The sequence below is a fragment of the Cupriavidus mimosae genome (assembly GCF_023952485.1).
GTDB lineage: Bacteria > Pseudomonadota > Gammaproteobacteria > Burkholderiales > Burkholderiaceae > Cupriavidus > Cupriavidus taiwanensis_C.
On the sequence record NZ_JALHRY010000014.1, the window covers coordinates 104,743 to 125,701 of the forward strand.

Here is a 20,959-nt window from a genome sequence, read left to right on the forward strand (position 1 = left end):
CCCCGCATCCGATCGTGAGTCAGCGCGAGAGTAACAGTGCGAAGGCGGCAGAAAATGCGGCAGATTCGATGAAGCGAAGCGAAATGGCCGTCGGCATCCGCGCATTGGCGGCTTGCATCGCCAAAAAACTAAAAAGCCACCGGCGCTGCCGGTGGCTCTTGCTTGGGAGAAGGGGCGCAGGCCCCGGGTTGGTGCTTATCCCACCCACTTCCTCGCATTGCGGAACATCCGCATCCAGGGGCTGCCGCCATCGGCGACCTGCTTCCATGCATCCGGTGCCCAGCTCATGGTCGCGGCGCGGAATACGCGCTCGGGGTGCGGCATCAGCACGGTGAAGCGGCCGTCGACGGTGGTCACCGAGGTGATGCCATCCGGCGAGCCGTTCGGGTTGAGCGGATAGGTCTGCGTGACCGCGCCGTAGTTGTCGACAAAGCACAGCGCCACGTGGGCCTGGTCGATATTGCCCTGCTGCGAGAAGTCGGCAAACCCTTCGCCGTGCGCGACCACGATGGGGATGCGGCTGCCTTCCATGCCGGCGAAGAAGATCGACGGCGACGACTGCACCTCGACCGTGACATAGCGCGCCTCGTACTGCTCCGACTGGTTGCGCGTGAACTTGGGCCACGCGCCGGCGCCCGGGATGATCGGGGCCAGGTTGCTCATCATCTGGCAGCCGTTGCACACGCCCAGCGCGAAGGTGTCCTGGCGGTTGAAGAAGGCCGCGAACTGCTCGGCCATCTGCGCATTGAACAGGATGGTCTTGGCCCAGCCCTCGCCCGCGCCCAGCACGTCGCCGTAGCTAAAGCCGCCGCAGGCGACAAAGCCGGTGAAGTCGGCCAGGTTGGCGCGCCCGGCGATCAGGTCGCTCATGTGCACGTCGTGCGTGTCGAAGCCGGCGCGGTCCATGCTGTACGCCATTTCGATCTGCGAGTTGACGCCCTGCTCGCGCAGGATCGCCACGCGCGGACGGGCACCGGTGGCGATGAACGGCGCGGCGATATCGTCGGACACATCGAAGGTCAGCACCGGGCTGATGCCGGGGTCGGCGGCGTCGAGCAGGCGGTCGTACTCGCTGTCGGCGCAGGCCGGGTTGTCGCGCAGGCGCGCGATGCGCCAGCTGACCTCGTTCCAGTTGCGCTGCAGGTCGGTGCGCGACGCGCCGAACACCTTCTTGGCGTCGCGATAGATCTCGACCTGGTCGGAGGTGTTGGGCTTGCCCACCACATGGCTGCATGCCGACAGGCCGGCCTCGCGCAGCACCGCGAACACGGCGTCGCGGTCTTCCATGCGCACCTGCACCACCGCGCCCAGTTCTTCCGAGAACAGCGCGCGCAGGGTCTGGTCATTGCGGCGCTCGGCGATCTGCTGGGCCCAGTTCTTGGCATCGCCGTAGTCCTGCTCCTGCTGCGGATCGAGCGCCAGCATGTCGACGTTGAGCGACACGCCGCAGTGGCCGGCAAAGGCCATCTCGGCCAGCGTGGCGATAAAGCCGCCATCGGAACGGTCGTGGTAGGCCAGCAGCTTGCCCTCGCGGTTCAGGCGCTGGATCACGTTGAAGAAGTTCTTCAGGTCTTCGGCGTTGTCGACGTCCGGCGCGCTGTCGCCCACCTGCTGCGTCACCTGCGCCAGGATGCTGCCGGCCATGCGGTTCTTGCCGCGGCCCAGGTCGATGGCGATCAGCACGCTGTCGCCGGCGTCGGTGCGCAGTTGCGGGGTCAGCGTGCGGTTGACGTCGTCGACCGCGGCAAAGGCCGAGATGATCAGCGATACCGGCGCCACCACTTCCTTGTTGACGCCCTCGTCCTGCCATTTGGTGCGCATGGACAGCGAATCCTTGCCCACCGGGATGCTGATGCCCAGCGCCGGGCACAGCTCCATGCCGACGGCATGCACGGTGTCGTACAGCTTGGCGTCTTCACCTTCCACGCCGCAGGCGGCCATCCAGTTGGCCGACAGCTTGACCTTGCCCAGGTCCTTGACCGGAGCGGCCGCCAGGTTGGTCAGCGCCTCGCCGATCGCCATGCGTCCCGAAGCCGGTGCGTCGATCACGGCCAGCGGGGTGCGCTCGCCCATGGTCATCGCCTCGCCGGCGTTGCCCTTGTAGTCCAGCGTGGTCACGGCCACGTCCGCCACCGGCACCTGCCACGGGCCCACCATCTGGTCGCGCGCGTTCATGCCGCCGACGGTGCGGTCGCCGATCGAGATCAGGAACGACTTGCTGGCCACGGTCGGGTGGCGCAACACGTCGCGCACGGCCTGCTCCAGGCTGATGCCGGTCACATCGACGGCCGGCAGCGGCTGCTCGACGCGCTTGACGTCGCGGTGCATGCGCGGCGGCTTGCCCAGCAGCACATCCATCGGCATGTTGACCGCGAAGTGCTCCTTGAGCGCAGCGTCGACGCTGGCGTCGACCAGTTGCAGCTGCTTTTCCTCGGTGGCGATGCCGACCACGGCGAACGGCGAACGCTCACGCTCGCACATAGCCTGGAACTGCGGGAAGCTGTCCGGCGCGATCGCCAGCACATAGCGCTCCTGCGACTCGTTGCACCAGATTTCCGCCGGCGACAGGCCGGACTCTTCCAGGTGCACCTGGCGCAGGTCGAAGCGCGCGCCGCGGTCGGCGCCGTCCACCAGTTCAGGGAAGGCGTTGGAGATGCCGCCGGCGCCGACGTCGTGGATCGACAGGATCGGGTTGGCATCGCCGAACTGCCAGCAGGCGTTGATCACTTCCTGGGCGCGGCGCTCCATCTCGGGGTTGCCGCGCTGGACCGAATCGAAGTCCAGGTCGGCGGTATTGGTGCCGGTCGCCATCGAACTGGCGGCGCCGCCGCCCATGCCGATGCGCATGCCCGGGCCGCCCAGCTGGATCAGCAGCGTGCCGGCCGGCAGCGGGTTCTTGTGCGTGTGCGAGGCGTCGATATTGCCGATGCCGCCCGCGATCATGATCGGCTTGTGGTAGCCGCGCACGGTGCCGCCGACGTTCTGCTCGTAGACGCGGAAGTAGCCGCCCAGGTTGGCGCGGCCGAATTCATTGTTGAACGCGGCGCCGCCGAGCGGGCCGTCGATCATGATCTGCAGCGGCGAGGCGATGCGGTCGGGCTTGCCGGTCACGCCGGGCTTGTCGTCGGGGTTGCGGTGCGCCACCGGCTGGGCGGCGTCGCGGTCGTTTTCCCACGATTCGACGGCATCGGGCAGCATCAGGTTGGACACCGTGAAGCCGGTCAGGCCGGCCTTGGGCTTGGCGCCGCGGCCGGTCGCGCCTTCGTCGCGGATTTCACCGCCGGCGCCGGTGGAGGCACCCGGGAACGGCGAGATCGCGGTCGGATGGTTGTGCGTCTCCACCTTCATCAGCGTGTGCGTCAGCGCCTCGTGGCGGCCGTACTTGTGGTCTGCGCCGCGCGGGAACCAGCGCTCGGCCACGTCGCCTTCCATCACCGCCGAGTTGTCCGAGTAGGCCACGATCGAGCCCTGCGGATTGAGCTGGTGCGTATTGCGGATCATCGCGAACAGCGACTTGTCCTGCTGCACGCCATCGATGGTCCAGGTGGCGTTGAAGATCTTGTGGCGGCAGTGTTCGCTGTTGGCCTGCGCGAACATCATCAGCTCGACGTCGGTCGGGTTGCGCTCCAGCTTTGCATAGGCGTCGACCAGGTAGTCAATCTCGTCCTCGGACAGCGCCAGGCCCATCTCGACGTTGGCCGCGGCCAGCGCGCTGCGACCGGCGGCGATGTCGATAAAGCGCAGCGGCTTGGCCGGCAGTTCCTGGAACAGGCCGGCGGCATCGTCACGCGAAGCCACAACGGTCTCGGTCATGCGGTCGAACAGGTGCGCGGCGACGGCGGCGCGGGTGTCCGCGTCCAGCGACTTGCGGCCGCGCAGCAGGCCCTTCTTGCAGACCACGGTGATCTCGATGCCGCGCTCGATGCGGTGGATATGGGTCAGGCCGCAGTTGTGGGCAATGTCGGTGGCCTTGCTGGCCCACGGCGAGATCGTGCCGAAGCGCGGAATCACGACGAAGCGGTCGCCCTCGGGCTGCTCGGCGAACGGCGCGCCGTAGGTCAGCAGCGCCGCAACGCGCGACTGGTCGTCGGCCGACAGCGGCGTCTGCGCGTCAACAAAGTGCAGGAACTGGCCATGCACGGACTCGATATCGGCATCGATCTGCCGCAGAGCGGTGAGCAGGCGTTGCTGACGGAAGGCGGAAAGCGCCAAAGCGCCGGGGAAGCACGAGAAATGCGCCATGATCGTAGCGGTCAGGGAGGCGTGGAGGTAAAGCCTGGTAGGGGCCTGGTAGGGGCTGCTGCTTGCTCGGCACCGCTGCATGGGGTGCCGGCTGGCGGGAAACCGCTATTGTACCTTGCCGACACCCGGTTTTTGCACTGCGACATCATGGCCGCGCTGTGTCAGCTCCGATCGTGATAATGCTTATGCATCACTTGCGGGCAACGCGCGGCTCAGAGTGACGTCGCCGACCGGGCCGCCTGCTCATACAGCCCGGTCAGCACGCGCATCAGCCGGGCCAGTTCGCCGATTTCGGCATTCTCTTCACTGCCCGCGGTGAAATTACTGGTCAGGCACTGCTCGCGGATCTCGCGGTAGCGCGAGCACGCCTCGGCGCCGGCCTCGGTGGTCGAGTACGTCGCTTCCTTGCCCACCCGCTCACCGCTCACCAGCCCCAGCCCCTGCAGCTTTTTCAGCGCATAGGTCACGAGGTGCGTGTCTTCCACGTTGAGCACGAAGCAGATATCGGCCAGCCGCTTGGGCCGGCCGCGGTGGTTGACGTGGTGCAGCACCAGCACGTCCAGGAAGGTCAGGTCGCGCACGCCGGCCGCGCCCATGCAGCGCACCACCCAGCGGCTGTAGGCGTTGTAGGCGGTGTTCAGGCCAAACTCGAATTCCGACAACTCGGGGCTGCGCACCGACACCAGGTGCGACGACGACACGATATTCGCGCCGGCGGCGCGCGACAGTGCGGTAGCGGGCCGGCCGGCGCGGGCATCGGCTTCGGCGGCTGCGGCGGCGGGCGCGCTTTCGGCGGGCTTACGTGACATGCGGGAGTTTCCTTTCGATGGGGGGCGGCATTCAAGGCGTCCTGGGGGCCCGGTTGCGGCGGATCGACCTGCCGGCCGCCGCCTTCGGCCTGACAGTTTATCGGTGAATTACCACGAATAAAACGACATTTCGGGGGCTGCGCTCTGGCTCGGGCATCTGGACAGACCTCACCGGTGTTCGGACGCTTCCCAGACCGGCCGGAGACGCTATACTGTATATCCATACAGTACCCATCTGAGCCCCCCATGTCGCCCGAACCCGCAAACTGCCCCCTCTGCGGCGCTGCTGCCGAGCGCACGCGCGCCGCGCCCCGCGGCTATCTCTATCACTGCCCCGCTTGCGGCGCCTATCACATCAGCCGCAGCGCCCTGGCTTGCCGCCAGGAGATTCCGGCGTCCGCCAGGAGCGATGTCCGGCTGCTGCGCGCTTACGGCCACCAGCCCCGGATCGAGGTCTGCCGGGACGGCGTGCGCATCGTGCCCGGGCGGAGGTAAGCATGGGCAACAGCAAACGGGCCGCCGGCTGCCACCTGCCGGCCGCGACGCCGGGGTATCCGGTAGCCGGCGCCAACGGCATCCTGGCGCAAGTGCAGGGACACCATGTCGCCGCCGCGCTGCAGACCCTGCCGCGCGCCACGGCGGAGGCGCCCAGTCACCATGAGGTGCTGGTCGAGGCCGGCCATCTCGGCACGGTGCGGCTCTTTATCGTAAAGAAGCTCGCGCGCCATAACCGGCACAGCCACTATTACTGGTCGGCCTATCGCGCGGAACCCGCCTGAGGTCGCGGCCGGGCTCCCAAGCATCAAGACGTGATGCATTTCTGCCACGCTACCACTTGAGTAGGGATATGCTATGGCGACTGCGGCGCGGCAATATCGCACTGCCGGATGCGTTCACCCATCCGGCTTCGACCGCCCGCTGCACGTAGCGGGCGCTTTTTTGGCCCGGACCCCGGGAGGCAATATGCAAGCGCAAATCATTCGCGTTACACCGGCCGACGTTGGCTGGGCGCTGGACTGCGAAAGCCTGCCTCAACGGCAACGGTTCCCGACGCTCGAGGACGCGATCTCGGCGGGCTGGGCACGAGCCAGGCGGGAGAACGGCGAACTGCATATCCATTGCCACGACGGTGGCCTGCGCGTGCGCGCCGCCGTCAGCCCCGAGGAGTCCCACGACTGACAGCGCGGCCGGTCGCAAGCGGGGCTGTGCCCGATGACCGCTACAGCACTCGCCGTCACGGTCGCGGTCAGCGCGATCGTGCGGGTCCACGATGCCGCGGTCAAGCACTGCGCCGACAATCGCGTAAGATCATAGACGGGTTCGTCCAATCCTGCCGGAGCAGACATGCGACTTGCTGATTTCATCAGGCGCGACATGAGCAGCATCCTGAGGGAGTGGGAGGCGTTTGCCTCCACCCTGGTGCCAGCCGCAAGACACATGGATGCACCGGCCCTGCGCGATCACGCGCAGCAGATCCTGAATGCCGTGATCAAGGATCTGTCCACCCCGCAAACGCGCCACGCCCAGCGCGAAAAGTCGCTGGGGCGGTCGCCCAGCCTGCCCCATGCTCCGGAAACCGCGGCCCAGACCCACGCGCTGCTGCGGGCACGCCATGGCTTCAACATCAACCAGATGGTCAGCGAGTACCGGGCCCTGCGTGCCAGCGTGCTGCGGCTGTGGATCGATGACGGCCACCCGGGCGCATCGGATTTCGAAGACATGGTCCGCTTCAACGAGGCCATCGACCAGGCCGTCACGGAATCCGTCGGGTATTTCGATGCGCAGGTCGAGCAGGCGCGCAACCTGCTGCTCGGCATGCTGGGGCACGACATGCGCAGCCCGCTGCAGACCATCCAGACCACCGCTCAATACCTGGCCGCGCTGAACGCCGGGGAAAAGGTATCGGAAGCCGCGACCCGGCTGATCCGCAGCGGCGCCCGCATGAATGCGCTGCTGGACGATCTGTGCGACTTCAACCGGACCAAGCTTGGCCTGGGCATCAACATCGCGCCCGCCGCGATCGACCTGGCGCAGGTGTTTGGCGATGCCGTGGACCAGTTGCGCGCCGCCCACCCGGACCACCGCATCGAATTCGCCGCCCAGGGCAACCTGCAGGGCGTCTGGGACGGTGCGCGGCTGCAGCAGCTGCTTTCCAACCTGGTGACCAATGCGGTCATGTACGGCGCGGCGGACTCGCCGGTCCGGGTTGCCGTCACGGGCCACGCGGAGCAGGTCCATGTGTCGGTCTGGAACAGTGGCCCGCCGATCGATCCGCAGACCTTGAGCCAGATCTTCGACCCGCTCCGGCGGGGCGAGGATCCGCACGACAAGAACGCCCCCGGCCTGGGCCTGGGGCTGTATATCGCGAGCGAAATCGCCAGGGCCCACCAAGGCTCGATCGACGCCCGCTCCGATGCGGCCGGGACCGTGTTCGAGGTAGGCCTGCCGCGCCAGGCCTAGCCGGCGGCTCCGCCCCACCCCACCCCGGCACAGCCGCGGCGCGCCCGCCACGACATAGAGGCCATCCCTATCTGTCGCCTTGCAGGGCTTCTTGCTACCCTTGAGGTTCCCAGGCCGCCCCCGGCGCGCGCTGCGCGCGCCGCCGCACCTCATTTGCAGACCCATGCCCTTGATGCTTCCCGACCTCGATACCCTCAACGCCCGCCTGCGCGACGGCGCCACCAGCCGCGCACAGATCGTCGAGCAGGCCGCGGCCCGCGCGGCCATGCCGGCGGCCGAGGCCGTGTTCCTGCACAGCACCTTCGAGGCCGCCGCGCAGGTGGCGCGTGCCGCCGATGCCGCCAGCCGCGCCGGCAAGGCGCTGCATCCGCTGGCGGGCCTGCCGGTCTCGGTCAAGGACCTGTATGACGTGGCCGGCGAGGTCACCCGCGCCGCCTCGCTGGTGCGCGCCGATGCCGCGCCGGCCGCCGCCGACGCGCCCGTGGTGGCGCGCCTGCGCGCGGCCGGGGCAGCGCTGGTGGGGCGCACCAACATGACCGAGTTCGCGTTCTCCGGCGTGGGTATCAATCCCCATTACGGCACGCCCGCCAATCCGGCCGGCGGCGAAGGCGCCGCCCGCATCCCGGGCGGGTCGTCGTCCGGGGCCGCAGTATCGGTGGCGCTGGGGCTGGCGGTGGCCGCGCTCGGCAGCGACACCGGCGGCTCGATCCGCATCCCGGCCGCGCTGTGCGGCATCACCGGCTTCAAGCCCACCGCGCGGCGCGTGCCGCTGGCCGGAGCCTTGCCGCTGTCGTACACGCTCGACACCGCCTGCGCCATGGCGCGCACGGTCGGCGACTGCATCGCGGTGGACAGCGTGATTGCAGACAGCGCGGTGCTGCCGCGCGTGACCGATCCCGCCGCAACGCGGCTGGCGATCCCGCGCCAGCTGCTGCTGGACGATCTCGACCCCGTGGTGGCGCGCGCCTTCGACCGCGCCCTGGGCCGGCTGTCGGCCGCCGGCGTGCGGCTGGAGCATGTCGACCTGCCCGAGCTCGGCGAACTGGCCGCGCTGAACGCGCACGGCGGCTTCAGCGCGGCCGAGGCCTATGCCATCCACCGCCACCTGCTGGCGGCCCGCCGCGACCGCTACGACCCGCGCGTGGCGTCGCGCATCGACCGCGGCGCCGGCATCAGCGCCGCCGACTATATCGACCTGGGCCGCGCCCGGCTGGACTGGATTGCCCGCATGGAAGCGCGGCTGGACGGCTTCGACGCGGTGGTCTGCCCCACCGTGCCGATGGTGGCGCCCGAGATGGCGCCGCTGCGCACCGATGACGCACAGTTCTTCCGGGTCAATGCCCTGCTGTTGCGCAATACCTCCGCTTTCAATTTCTTCGACGGCTGTTCGGTATCGATGCCGTGCCACGCGCCGGACGAGCTGCCGGTGGGCCTGATGCTGTCGCACGGGCCGATGCGCGACGCCAGCCTGCTCGGCACGGCGCTTGCTTTGGAACGCATCGTGCAGCCCTTAGCGCGCGCCGACTGAGCCCGCCGTCGCGCCGTTGATCTTGCGCCATGCGCCGGACCCGAGCCAGACCCGCGCGTGGCACCAGGTAGTACGCAACCCGCTGTACAACCGCGCCCCCGCGCGCACACCAGGAGAGATCGAGATGCGAGTCAAGGCAATGATCGCGGCCGCGCTGATGCTGGCCGCCGTGGCGGCACAGGCGGACACCAAGTGGGACCTGCCCACCGGCTACCCAGTCGCCAACCTGCACACCGAGAACCTGCAGCAATTGGCCAGCGACGTGGACAAGGCAACCGGCGGCAAGCTCAAGATCGTGCTGCATCCCAACGGATCGCTGCTCAAGGCCAACGAGATCAAGCGCGGCGTGCAGACCGGCCAGGTGCAGATGGGCGAGATCCTGATGTCGCTGCTGGCCAACGAGAATCCAATATTCGGCGTCGACGCGGTGCCGTTCCTGGCCACCAGCTATGCCGATGCCTACAGGCTGTGGCAGGCGTCGCGCCCGGTCACCGAGAAGGTGCTCGACAAGCAGGGGCTCAAGCTGCTGTACGCGGTAGCCTGGCCGCCGCAGGGCATCTACGCCAACAAGCCGATCAATTCGGCCGCCGACATGAAGGGCCTGAAGTGGCGCGCCTACAATCCCGCCACCTCGCGCATCGCCGAGCTGGTCGGCGCGCAGCCGGTCACGATCCAGGCCGCCGACCTGGCGCAGGCGCTCGCCACCGGCACCGTCAACTCGTTCATGTCGTCGGGCGCGACCGGCGTCGACACCAAGGTGTGGGAGAGCGTGAAGTACTTCTACGCCGTCGATGCCTGGTTGCCCAAGAACATGCTGGTGGTCAGCAAGAAGGCCTTCGCGGCGCTCGACAAACCCACACAGGATGCCTTGCTCAAGGCCGTCGCCGACGCCGAGAAGCGCGGCTGGCAGGTGTCGGAACAGAAGACCAGGGAGTACCTGGCCACGCTCGCCAAGAACGGCATGACGGTGCAGCAGCCGTCGCCGCAGCTCAAGGCCGACATGCAGAAGCTCGGCCAGACCATGGTGGACGACTGGGCCAAGAGCGCGGGCGCCGACGGCAAGGCCATCCTCGACGCCTACCGCAAGTAAGCCCGCGGGCCCACTAACTCCTGCGCCTGCAACGCGGCCGCGCCGGCCGCGTTGCAGGAAGCCCCTCCTTCCCCTGCGCTGCCCATCATGCCAACTGCCCCCTCTTCCAAGCGCTGGCTCGACCGCGTGCTGGACCTGTTCGCCGCGCTCGGCGCGCTGTGCATCCTCGCCGTCTGCGTGATCATGATCCTGATGTCGCTGTCGCGCGAAACCTCGGTGATCTTCAAGGGCGGCGACGACATCGTGGCCTGGCTGTGCGCCGCCTCCGCCTTCCTGGTGCTCGGCCAGACCTTCCAGCACGGCGGCATCGTGCGTGTGGAAATGCTGCTGTCGGCGCTCGGCCCGCGCCGGCGCTGGCTGCTGGAACTGGTCTCGCTGACCATCTGCCTGGTGTTCGCCGCCTATGCAACCTGGGCGCTGGGCAGCTTTGCCTGGCAGAGCTGGGAGATCGGCGATGTCTCGCAGGGCCAGATCGTGATCCCGTTGTGGATACCGCAGAGTTTCGCCGTGCTGGGCTGCGCGGGATTCCTGCTGGCGGTCGCCGACGAATGGCTGCGCGTGGTGCGGCGGCAGAAGCCGCGCTACCAGCTGGCCCAGGAAGCCAAGCTTGCCGCCGGCGATTTCGGGGAGACGGTCTGATGAGCACTGTCGTGGTTGCACTGATCCTGCTGCTGGTGCTGATCGTCTTCCTCGCGCTGGGGGCGTGGATTCCCGTGGCCATCGCGGTCACGTCGTGGCTCGGGCTGGTGGTGTTCTCGGACCGCGAGGCCCTGGTCAGCCTGGCCAATGCGTGGTGGTCGTCGAGCGCCTCGTACACGCTGGCGTCGCTGCCGCTGTTCGTGTGGATGGGCGAGATCCTGTTCCGCACCCGGCTGTCGGAGCAAATGTTCAGCGGGCTGTCGCCATGGCTGAGCTGGCTGCCGGGGCGGCTGATGCACGTCAACATCCTGGGCTGCGGCATCTTCGGCTCGGTGTCGGGCTCGTCGGCGGCCACCTGCGCCACCATCGCCAAGTCGGCGCTGCCCGAACTGACGCGGCGCGGCTACGACGAGCGCATCACGCTGGGCTCGCTGTCGTGCGCCGGCACGCTCGGCATCCTGATCCCGCCGTCGATCACGATGGTGGTGTACGCGGTCTCGGCGGACGTGTCGATCATCCGCGTGTTCCTGGCCGGCTTCATCCCGGGGCTGCTGCTGATGCTGCTGTTTTCCGGCTACATCGTGGTCTGGGCGCTGGCCAACCCGGACAAGACCCCGGCGTCGGAGCACTTCAACTGGCGCGCGCGGCTGGCGTCGATCCGGCAGCTGCTGCCATGCATCGTGCTGATCGCCTTCATCACCGCGATCATGGTGACCGGCTACTCCACCGCCACCGAAGCCGCGGCCTATGGCGTGGTCGCGTCGCTGGCGCTGGCCTGGGCCGGTGGCTCGCTCACGCGCGCGGCATTCTGGGACAGCCTGATGTCGGCCACGCGCCTGACCGCGATGATCATGTTCGTGCTGGGCGCGACCTCGTTCCTGTCGGTGACCATGAGCTTCACCGGCATCCCGCGCGCGCTGGCCGAGTGGGTGGCCGCGCTGCAGCTGTCGCCGTGGGCGCTGATCGCGGTGCTGACGGTGATCTACATCGTGCTCGGCACGGCGCTGGACGGCATCTCGATGATCGCCCTCACCACCGCCACGGTGCTGCCGATGGTGCAGGCGGCCGGCTTCGACCTGGTCTGGTTCGGCATCTTTATCGTGCTGCTGGTGGAGATCGCCGAAGTCACGCCGCCGGTCGGCTTCAACCTGTTCGTTTTGCAGAGCATGACAGGCAAGGACAGCAATTACATCGCGCGGGTCTCGCTGCCGTTCTTCATGATGATGGTGGTGGCGATCGCCATCGTCACGATCTGGCCCGGCGTGGTGACCTGGCTGCCCGACGCGGTAATGCAGCAGGAGGTCAAATAGCCTTGGCCGAGACGGCAACGGACACGCGAGGGAGGTTCGCGCAGCGATGCACGTGATCGTCATCGGCGCCGGCGCGATCGGCGTCAGTTCCGCGTGGTACCTGCGCCAGGCCGGCTTCGACGTGACCGTGCTCGAGCGCCGCGGCGCGCCGGCGCAGGAAGCCAGCTTCGGCAATGCCGGCGTGATCGCGCCCGGCTATGTCACGCCCTGGGCCGCGCCCGGCATGCCGGCCAAGATCCTGCGCACGCTCTTCGCGCGCGAGGCGCCGGTGCTGTTCCGCCCCGCCGCCGACCCGGCGATGTGGCGCTGGATCGCGCGCTGGCTGCGCGAATGCCGGCTCGAGCGCTACCGCGCCAACAAGCTGCGCATGCAGCGGCTGGCGTTCTACAGCCGCGCCTGCCTGCACCGGCTGCGCAGCGAGCTGGAGATCGACTACGAGCAGTCGCAGGGCTACCTCCAGCTGTTCCGCACCGCGCGCGACCTGGACCTGGCCGGCCCCGCCATCGCCCTGCTGCGCGAGAATAACGTGCCGCACCGGCTGGTCAGCGCCGCCGAATGCCGCCAGATCGAGCCGGGCCTGGCCGCCGGCACGCCGCTGGCTGGCGGGCTGCACCTGCCCGAGGATGAATCCGGCAACTGCCCGATGTTCGTGCGCGCGCTGCACCGGCATGCGCAGGCCGCGGGCGTGTCGTTCCGCTTCGACACGCAGGTGACGCACCTGCGGCCCGGCCAGGCCGGCAAGCTGGAGCTCGAGCTTTCGGACCCCGGCGGCCAGGGTGCGGCGGAAGTGCTCGGTGCCGAGCGCGTGCTGGTCGCCGCCGGCGCCGACAGTGCCGCGCTGCTGGGCCCGCTGGGCCTGCGCGTGCCGCTGTATCCGGTCAAGGGCTATTCGGTCACGGTGATGATCCGCGACGAACTGCAGGCCCCGCTGGGCGCGCTGATGGACGAGTCGTACAAGGTCGCGATGACGCGCATGGGCAATCGGCTGCGCGTGGCCGGCACGGCGGAACTGGGCTCGCGCCGGCTCGACCTGCGCCCCGCCGCGCTCAACACGCTGGTCAAGGTCGCGCGCGACTGGTTCCCGGTGGCCGGCAACTACCAGGAGGCCACGCAATGGGCCGGCGCCCGGCCGATGCTGCCCGACGGGCCGCCGCTGATCGGCCCCACCGCGGTGCCCGGGCTGTTCCTGAACCTCGGCCATGGTTCGACGGGCTGGGCGATGAGCTGTGGATCAGGCAAGATTGCGGCTGACCAGATCGCCGCCAGCGCTGGCGCTTGCGCCGGCCGCGGCGGTCCGGACATCGACATGGAAGGCCTGCTGCCCGACCGCTACGGGCTGGGGCCAGCCAATTGAGCCCGACATGACCCGCCCTGCCGCCACCGTCATCACGCCCACCGACCACGAACAAGACTGGCTTGCCCTCGATGCGGCCGCGCCGGCCCCGGTGCCGCTCTACCACGTGGCCGCGATCCGCCGCCTCGAGCACGCCGCGCTGGCGCAGCTGCCGGTCTTCACGCTGATGTCGCGCGCCGGCACGGCGGCGGCGCGCTGGCTCGCCTGCCGTGCGCCCGATGGCCCGCTGCTGTTCCTGGCGGGGCCCGGCAACAACGGCGGCGATGCGCTGGTCGCGGCCACGCAGCTGCACCGCGCCGGGCGCGCCGTGCAGGTCTGGCTCGCCGCCGATCCGCAACGCCTGCCCGCCGATGCCGCCACCGCGTGGCAGCAGGCGCAGGCCGCGGGCGTGCCCTCGAGCGTGATGGCGGAGGTGGATGCCGCGCACGACGCGCACTGGCCCGCCGGCACCGCCGCGATCATCGACGGCCTGCTAGGCATCGGCCTGAACCGCCCCGCCGACGGCCGCATGGCGTGGTGGATCGCCCAGCTCAACCGCACCGCGCTGCCGGTGTTTGCGCTGGACATCCCCAGCGGACTCTCTGCCGACACCGGCGCCGGCGCGCCCGCTGTGCGCGCCCAACGCACGCTGACCTTCATTGCCGCCAAGCCCGGCCTGCTGACACTGGACGGGCGCGACTGCGCCGGCGCGGTCGAGATCGCGCCGATCGGCCTGGACTATCCCCCACGCGAAACACCGCAGGGCCTGGTGAACGGCCCCGCGCTGTTCGGTGCCACGTTGCCGCGCCGCCGCCATGCCAGCAACAAGGGCACGCATGGCGCGCTGGCCGTGATCGGCGGCAACCTCGGCATGACCGGCGCGCCGCTGCTCGGCGCACGGGCGGCGCAATGGCTCGGCGCGGGCAAGGTGCATATCGGCTTCCTGGCGCAGCCGGCTCCGCTGGTCGATCCGCTGCATCCGGAGCTGATGCTGCATGCGCTCGACGCACTGGCGCTCGCGTCGATGTCGGCGCTGGTGATCGGGCCGGGCATGGGCACCGATGCCAACGCCCGCCAGCAGTTGGCGCGGCTGCTGCAGGCCACGACGCAGCCGCTGGTGCTGGATGCCGATGCGCTGAACCTGCTGGCCTCCGATCCCGCCTTGGCCGGTGCGCTGGCCACGCGCGGCGCGGCCACCGTGATGACGCCGCACCCGCTGGAAGCCGCGCGGCTGATGGGCGTGCCGGTGACCGAGATCCAGCGCGACCGCCCCGCCGCCGTCGCGGCGCTGGCCGCGCAATGGCAGGCGGTGGTGGTGCTGAAGGGATCGGGCAGCGTGATCGCCGCGCCCGACGGCAGCCCGTGGACGCTGAATCCGACCGGCAACGCGGCGCTGGCCAGCGCCGGCACCGGCGATGTGCTGGCCGGCATGCTGGGCGCGCTGCTGGCGCAAGGCATGGCGCCGCTGGCCGCGGCGCAGGCGGCAGTGTGGATCCACGGCCGTGCCGCCGATGTGCTGGTCGAACAAGGCACGGGTCCGGCAGGCGTCATGGCAAGTGAACTGTATGCGCCGGCACGCGGCGTATTCAACCAGTTGCTGAACGCAGCGCAAGCGTAAGGCAAGCACGCGATTCGCGTTCCGGCGCATACCGGCGGCGCGCGCCGCACCTGCCGTCAGACAACGACTGATACCGGCGCGGCGCCGCGGCTGTTATGTTGCAAGTGGTAACGATATGACGCCGCCGCAAGCCTCGATGCCGCGATCACCGGCGATATACTTACCGCTCCGTCTTGCAAGCCGGCAATGCCACGCGGCTCGCGCCCCGCAACCCCGCTAGTCCTGCACGCCAGTCCTGCATGCCCACTGACCTTCACGCCTGGAACGCCCTGCTGCGACACCATGACACCCTTCGCGACGCCCAGATGCGCGACTGGTTCGATCGCGAAGGCGCACAGCGCGTCGCGCAATGCTCGGTCGAGGCCGCCGGCCTCTATCTCGATTACTCGAAGAACCGCATCACGCCGCAGACCATGAGCCTGCTGATGCAGCTGGCGGCCGAGGCCGGCGTCACGCGGCGCCGCGACGCGATGTTCGCGGGCGAGCATATCAACACCACCGAAGACCGCGCGGCCCTGCACGTGGCGCTGCGCGCCACCGCCGGCGCTGGCTACAAGGTCGACGGCGAAGCCGTGGTGCCGGCCATCCAGCAGGTGCTGGCGCGCATGCGCGATTTCTCCGCGCGCGTGCGCAGCGGCGCCTGGAAGGGCGCGACCGGCGAGCGCATCACCGATGTCATCAACATCGGCATCGGCGGCTCCGACCTGGGGCCACGCATGGTGTGCCGGGCGCTGTCGCATCTCGCCGATGCGGATGGCAACACCGCGCCGCGCATGCACTTCGTCTCCAACGTCGACGGCACCGACCTGGCCGAGACCCTGGTGCGGCTGGATCCGCAGCGGACCCTGGTGATCGTCTGCTCCAAGACCTTCACCACGCTCGAGACCATGGCCAACGCGCACAGCGCGCGCGCGTGGTTTGTCGCCGGCGGCGTGCCTGAGCCGGACCTGGCCAAGCACTTCGTCGCGGTCTCGACCAACACCGAGGCGGTGCGCGAATTCGGCATCGACCCGGCCAATATGTTCGAGTTCTGGGACTGGATCGGCGGGCGCTTTTCGCTGTGGTCGTCGGTGGGCCTGTCGATCACGCTGGCGGTGGGCTTCGATGCCTTTGCCGACCTCCTCGCCGGCGGGCGCGCGATGGACGAGCATTTCCGCAGCGCGCCGCTGGAGCGCAACATGCCGGTGATCCTCGGCATGCTGGGCATCTGGTACCGCAATTTCTGGAACCTGCCCACCAGTTGCATGGCGCCCTACTCCACCTCGCTGGAGCTGTTCCCCGCCTTCCTGCAGCAGCTGGAGATGGAGAGCAACGGCAAGTCGGTGCAGCTCGATGGCCAGCCCATCCGCACGCATACCTCGCCGGTGGTGTGGGGCACGGCCGGCACCAACGGCCAGCACGCCTATTTCCAGCAGATCCACCAGGGCTCGCAGGTGGTGCCGGTGGATTTCGTCGCGCCGCTGGTGCCGCCGCGCCGGCTGCCCGGCCATCACGCCAAGCTGCTGGCCAATTGCTTCGCGCAGGCCGAGGCGCTGATGCGCGGACGCAGCGCCGACGAGCTGCGCGCCGGCGGGCTGAAGGACGAGGTGCGCATCGCGCATATGGTGTTCGACGGCAACCGCCCCAGCAACACGCTGCTGATGGAGGACCTGACGCCCAATGTGCTGGGCGCGCTGATTGCGCTGTACGAGCACCGCACCTTCGTGCAGGGCGTGGTGTGGCGCATCAACTCGTTCGACCAGTGGGGCGTCGAGCTGGGCAAGATCCTGGCGCGGCCGATCGAGGCCGAACTGGCCGGCACCGCCACCGGCCAGCACGATGCCTCCACCGCCGCGCTGATCGCGCGTGCCCGCGCGGTGCTGCAGGCGGGCGCGGCCAGCTAGCCGCTAGACCTCAAGGCCGAGCCATTCGTCGCTGGCCACGCGGCCGGCGTCGATGGTCAGCACGCGCCCGCAGCGCGACGCCACCGAGCGGTCGTGCGTGACCAGCACCAGCGTCGAGCCGGCATCGCGGTTCAGTTCGAACATCAGCGCGATCACCGCTTCGCCGGTGGCGGTATCGAGGCTGCCGGTCGGTTCATCGGCGAACAGGATGTCAGGGCGCGCGACGAAGGCGCGCGCCAGCGCCACGCGCTGCTGCTCGCCGCCCGACAGCGTGCGCGGGTAGTGGCCCAGGCGCGCGCCCAGGCCCACGCGCTGCAGCATGTCGACCGCGCGCTCGCGCACCTGCGCGGTTTCGCCGCGCAGCTCCAGCGGCAGCATCACGTTTTCCAGCGCGGTCAGGTGGCCCACCAGCTGGAACGACTGGAACACGAAGCCGACATGCCGGCCGCGCACCGCGGCGCGCTGGTCCTCGTCCAGCGCGTACAGGTCCTGGCCCTGCAGCCGCACCGTGCCGGTGCTGGGCAGGTCCAGCCCGGCCAGCAGCCCCAGCAGCGTCGACTTGCCGGATCCGGACGCGCCCACGATGGCGAGCGTTTCGCCCGGCGTGACGGAAAACGTCACGTCGTGCAAAATCGTCAGCGAACCGGTCGTGTCGGCCACGGTCTTTCCAAGGGATTCGACTGCAAGAATGGAAGAAGACATGGATATAGGGATCCGAGGGAAAAAGCGCAGGCTGCTGCTGGCAGCCGGCATGACGCTGGCGATTGCGGCTGCCGCAGCGGTGCGGGCCCAGGCTCCGGCCAAGACCGCGGCCCAGGCCAGCGCCCCCGCGCTGCTGGTATTGGGCGACAGCCTGTCGGCCGAATACGGCATCGCGCGCGGCGCGGGCTGGGTCAGGCTGCTGCAGGACCGGCTGCGGCAAGAGCGCTTCGATTATAGCGTCGTCAATGCGAGCATCAGCGGCGAGACCACCATCGGCGGCAAGACCCGCCTGCCCGAACTGCTCACGCGGCACCGCCCCGCCGTCGTGGTGATCGAGCTCGGCGCCAACGACGCGCTGCGCGGCTTGCCGCTGCAGTCCACCGAGGCCAACCTGCGCAACCTGGTCACCACGGCGCAGCAGGCCGGCGCCAGCGTATTGCTGATCGGCATGCGCATCCCGCCCAACTATGGCCAGGACTACACCGAAAAGTTCGTCTCGCTCTATCCCCGGCTGGCGGGCGAATACAAGGTGCGGCTGGTGCCCTTCTTCCTCGACCAGGTGATCGCGCGGCAGGACTGGTTCCAGCCTGACCGCATCCACCCGACCGCCGCGGCGCAGCCCGCATTGCTCGACACGGTGTGGCCGCAGCTCAAGCCACTGCTCAAGCGCAGCGCCGCGAAGTGACCATAAAAAAACCCCTGCCTGGCAGGGGTTTTTGTTCTCGGCATGGGCTGCGTAGCGCCGGCCTGGCGCGGATCACTCCGCGCCCTGCTCCTGCGTCGCGCCCGCCGGCGTCAGCAGCTTGACCTTGGAGCGCGCCTTCAGGCTTTCATAGAAGGCCTGCAGGTCGGTCTGGCCGGCCAGCTGCGCCAGCTGCTGCGCCTCGGCCTGGCGGCGGGCCGGATCGGCCTGCGCCGGCTGGCTGACCTTGGTGATGCGATAGACCGCATAGCCCTGCGCGCCCAGGTCGACACCGACCAGCGCCGGCAGCTTGGCGGCATCGGCGCGCATCACGGCTTCCACGGCCTGCGGCGTCATGCCCTCGGCCTTGGGGCGCGACACCGTCTGCGCCGGGCCAAAGCCCTCGGCACTGTCGGCCTGCTTCAGCGCGGCCAGGCGCGCCTCGCCATCCTTGCGCGCCAGTGCCGCCGCCTGCTGGGCGATATAGCCCTCGCGCACCTGCGCTTCCACCTCCTCGAACTTGCGCACGGTCGCCGGGCGGTACTCGACGATGCGCGCGGCCACCAGCGTGTTGGGGGCGACCTGCACCGCTTCGGTGTTGCGCTTGTTCTTGATCGCGTCGTCGCTGAACAGCGCCTTGAGCAGCTTCTCGTGGTTCAGCGGGCTCTGCGCGCCCAGCGCCGGATTCGGCTGGCGCGTGACGTGGTCGGCGGTCTGGATGGTCAGCTTGAACTTGTCGGCGGCGGGCTTGAGGCTGTCGGCCTGCTCGTAGACGGTATTGCCGAAGGCATCGGCCTGCTCGGCAAACTTCTTGTCGGCGAACTGCTTGCGCAGCTCCGCTTCCAGCTCGGTGCGCACGGCCTCGAGCGGCCTGGTTTCCGCGGGCTTGGTGCCGGTCAGCTTGATGATGTGGTAGCCGAAGTCGGTCTCGACCACGTCGCTGATCTGGCCTTCCTTGAGCGCGTACATGGCGTCCTCGAACGGCTTGACCAGCGCGCCGCGGCCCATGAAGCCGAGGTCGCCGCCCTTCTCGGCCGAACCCGGATCCTGCGAGTTCTTGCGCGCGACGTCGGCGAAGCTGTCCGGATGCTTGCGCACTTCTTCCAGCAGCTTGGTCGCCTTGTCCTTGGCCGCCTGGCGCTGCGCCGCCGGCGCCTCCTTCGGCGCGCTGATCAGGATGTGGCTGGCGCGGCGCTGCTCGTCGACGCGAAAGCGCGCGATATTGCTCTCGTAGTACGACTTCAGTTCTTCCGGCGTCACCGCCTGCGACGCGGCCAGCGCCTCGCCCGACAGCACCAGGTATTCCACCTTGGCCTGCTCCGGCACCGAGAAGTCCTGCTGGTGGCTGTCATAGTAGGCCTTCAGCGCGGCGGCGTCGGGCTGCACCTTGGCGGTGTAGCCAGCCGGCTTGAACAGCAGCGCCTGCACCTCGCGCTGCTGGTCGCGCACCGCCATCAGGCGCTCGATCAGCGACTTCGGTACGAACGCGGTGGCGGCAATCGACCCGCCCAGCTGCTGCGTGGCCAGCTCGAAACGCATGCGCGCATCGAACTGCTCGGGGGTCATCCCCTGCGACTGCAGCAGTTGCAGGTATGCCTTGTCGTCGATCTTGCCATCCTTGCCGCGCGGCAGCTGCGCGATCGCAGGCAGGTTGCTGATCTCTTCGAGCAGCCTGGCGTCCGACACCGTCAGGTGCTCGCTGGTCACCGCATTGGCCAGCACGCGCTGCTGGATCAGTTGCTCGAGCACGGTCTTGCGCGCCTCCGGGCCTTCGAACTGGCGCGGGTCATAGTTGGCGCCCAGGATCTGGCGCGCGCGCTCGCTCTGGTCGCGCACCACGTTGTCGACCTCCTGCACGCTGATGGCCCGGCCGTCGACCTTGGCGGCATCGTGCGAGCTGTCCATGAAGCGCGAATAGCTTTCCACGCCGAAGAATACGAACGACGGGAAAACAAGCACCAGCAGCAGCAAGAGCATCAGGCGCCGGTTGTTGCGTACGAAATCAAGCATGCGGATTCGGGTAGTGGATTGGCACGAAAGACAAACTCCGCGATTCTATCAGGAGCCGGTGGGCAAGCGCCCTTTGTGCAGGGTGGCGAACATGGCGCAGCGAAGCCAAGGCGCAAATGAAAAACGCCCGCGATGCGGGCGTTTCTTGATACTGGCGGAGTGGACGGGACTCGCCCACGTCCCGCGGGCCGCGGCTGCGCTGGCAAGCGCAGCCCTTCGATTCCCGCCGGAAGCCGCGCAGGCGGCTTCCTCCACTCCGCAAAAATGAAAAACGCCCGCGATGCGGGCGTTTCTTGATACTGGCGGAGTGGACGGGACTCGAACCCGCGACCCCCGGCGTGACAGGCCGGTATTCTAACCGACTGAACTACCACTCCTGTGTCGGTGCCTGCTGCAGCCCACTTTCGTACCTGCGCTGCAGCAGAGAGGCCGAACTATAGCGTATGTTCCCGGGCCAGCGCAATACGGGGCCACGTTTAAATTTGGTCCTCGTGCGGGCCTCCATCAAGTTAGCCGCGACCACTCAAGCGAGGGCTCCGTGGCGCATCCCTCGCCATTAGTGTCATCCCGCTGTCACTTGCGCCCCGCACAATTGCCCTCATGCGGCCTTCCAGGCCACTCGCATGGCCCCGCCGGCGGTTTTGCGGCGCACC

16 protein-coding genes and 1 tRNA gene are annotated in these 20,959 nt (G+C 68.8%); 12 read left to right on the forward strand and 5 right to left on the reverse strand.

Going from position 1 to position 20,959, the window contains the following annotated elements; translation table 11 throughout:
• Positions 1–195 precede the first annotated feature (195 nt).
• Both purL and MKD50_RS23605 read right to left on the reverse strand, forming a co-directional pair.
• Positions 196–4,242 carry a phosphoribosylformylglycinamidine synthase gene (gene purL / locus MKD50_RS23600; RefSeq protein ID WP_252668894.1) on the reverse strand — a complete coding sequence of 1,349 codons (4,047 nt, stop codon included), beginning with the start codon at positions 4,240–4,242 and terminating at the stop codon, positions 196–198.
• Between the two features lie 212 nt (positions 4,243–4,454).
• Complete coding sequence (locus tag MKD50_RS23605) at positions 4,455–5,051, reverse strand: winged helix DNA-binding protein (protein WP_115680156.1); 597 nt, start codon at positions 5,049–5,051, stop codon at positions 4,455–4,457.
• A 246-nt stretch (positions 5,052–5,297) separates the two neighbouring features.
• Here MKD50_RS23605 and MKD50_RS23610 point away from each other — a divergent pair, with 246 nt between their 5' ends.
• The 11 genes from MKD50_RS23610 (at position 5,298) to pgi (ending at position 16,912) form a co-directional block, all read left to right on the forward strand.
• Positions 5,298–5,546: a hypothetical protein gene (locus tag MKD50_RS23610; RefSeq protein WP_252668896.1), complete on the forward strand. Its 249-nt coding sequence runs from the start codon at positions 5,298–5,300 to the stop codon at positions 5,544–5,546.
• 2 nt (positions 5,547–5,548) lie between these two features.
• Positions 5,549–5,830, forward strand: coding sequence for a hypothetical protein (locus MKD50_RS23615; RefSeq protein ID WP_252668898.1), 282 nt, complete (start codon positions 5,549–5,551; stop codon positions 5,828–5,830).
• A gap of 184 nt (positions 5,831–6,014) precedes the next feature.
• Entirely contained in the window at positions 6,015–6,230 is a 216-nt protein-coding gene (locus tag MKD50_RS23620; RefSeq protein ID WP_115706825.1) for a DUF2188 domain-containing protein, read from the forward strand.
• Between the two features lie 165 nt (positions 6,231–6,395).
• Positions 6,396–7,511, forward strand: coding sequence for a sensor histidine kinase (locus MKD50_RS23625; protein ID WP_252668899.1), 1,116 nt, complete (start codon positions 6,396–6,398; stop codon positions 7,509–7,511).
• A gap of 163 nt (positions 7,512–7,674) precedes the next feature.
• Positions 7,675–9,039, forward strand: coding sequence for an amidase (locus MKD50_RS23630; RefSeq protein ID WP_252668901.1), 1,365 nt, complete (start codon positions 7,675–7,677; stop codon positions 9,037–9,039).
• A 124-nt stretch (positions 9,040–9,163) separates the two neighbouring features.
• Positions 9,164–10,129, forward strand: coding sequence for a TRAP transporter substrate-binding protein (locus MKD50_RS23635; RefSeq protein WP_115706822.1), 966 nt, complete (start codon positions 9,164–9,166; stop codon positions 10,127–10,129).
• 87 nt (positions 10,130–10,216) lie between these two features.
• On the forward strand, positions 10,217–10,768 hold the full coding sequence (locus MKD50_RS23640; RefSeq protein WP_115706821.1) for a TRAP transporter small permease subunit: 552 nt from the start codon (positions 10,217–10,219) through the stop codon (positions 10,766–10,768).
• Complete coding sequence (locus tag MKD50_RS23645) at positions 10,768–12,078, forward strand: TRAP transporter large permease (protein WP_115706820.1); 1,311 nt, start codon at positions 10,768–10,770, stop codon at positions 12,076–12,078. The genes MKD50_RS23640 and MKD50_RS23645 overlap by 1 nt, the downstream gene beginning before the upstream one ends.
• Before the next feature lie 46 nt (positions 12,079–12,124).
• Entirely contained in the window at positions 12,125–13,432 is a 1,308-nt protein-coding gene (locus MKD50_RS23650; protein WP_240074453.1) for a D-amino acid dehydrogenase, read from the forward strand.
• A 7-nt stretch (positions 13,433–13,439) separates the two neighbouring features.
• Positions 13,440–15,029 carry an NAD(P)H-hydrate dehydratase gene (locus MKD50_RS23655; RefSeq protein WP_252668903.1) on the forward strand — a complete coding sequence of 530 codons (1,590 nt, stop codon included), beginning with the start codon at positions 13,440–13,442 and terminating at the stop codon, positions 15,027–15,029.
• A 239-nt stretch (positions 15,030–15,268) separates the two neighbouring features.
• On the forward strand, positions 15,269–16,912 hold the full coding sequence (pgi, locus tag MKD50_RS23660) for a glucose-6-phosphate isomerase (protein ID WP_252668905.1): 1,644 nt from the start codon (positions 15,269–15,271) through the stop codon (positions 16,910–16,912).
• 3 nt (positions 16,913–16,915) lie between these two features.
• Here pgi and MKD50_RS23665 read toward each other — a convergent pair whose 3' ends face one another.
• Positions 16,916–17,614 carry an ABC transporter ATP-binding protein gene (locus MKD50_RS23665; protein WP_115706816.1) on the reverse strand — a complete coding sequence of 233 codons (699 nt, stop codon included), beginning with the start codon at positions 17,612–17,614 and terminating at the stop codon, positions 16,916–16,918.
• Between MKD50_RS23665 and MKD50_RS23670 the strand changes: the two genes are divergently transcribed.
• Entirely contained in the window at positions 17,613–18,299 is a 687-nt protein-coding gene (locus MKD50_RS23670) for an arylesterase (RefSeq protein ID WP_252668907.1), read from the forward strand. The two genes, MKD50_RS23665 and MKD50_RS23670, sit on opposite strands and share 2 nt — an antisense overlap.
• Positions 18,300–18,371: 72 nt before the next feature.
• Here MKD50_RS23670 and MKD50_RS23675 read toward each other — a convergent pair whose 3' ends face one another.
• Together MKD50_RS23675 and MKD50_RS23680 are read right to left on the reverse strand one after the other, a co-directional pair.
• Positions 18,372–20,306 carry a SurA N-terminal domain-containing protein gene (locus MKD50_RS23675; RefSeq protein ID WP_252668910.1) on the reverse strand — a complete coding sequence of 645 codons (1,935 nt, stop codon included), beginning with the start codon at positions 20,304–20,306 and terminating at the stop codon, positions 18,372–18,374.
• Positions 20,307–20,606: 300 nt separating this feature from the next.
• Positions 20,607–20,683, reverse strand: a tRNA-Asp gene (locus tag MKD50_RS23680).
• Positions 20,684–20,959: the final 276 nt, after the last annotated feature.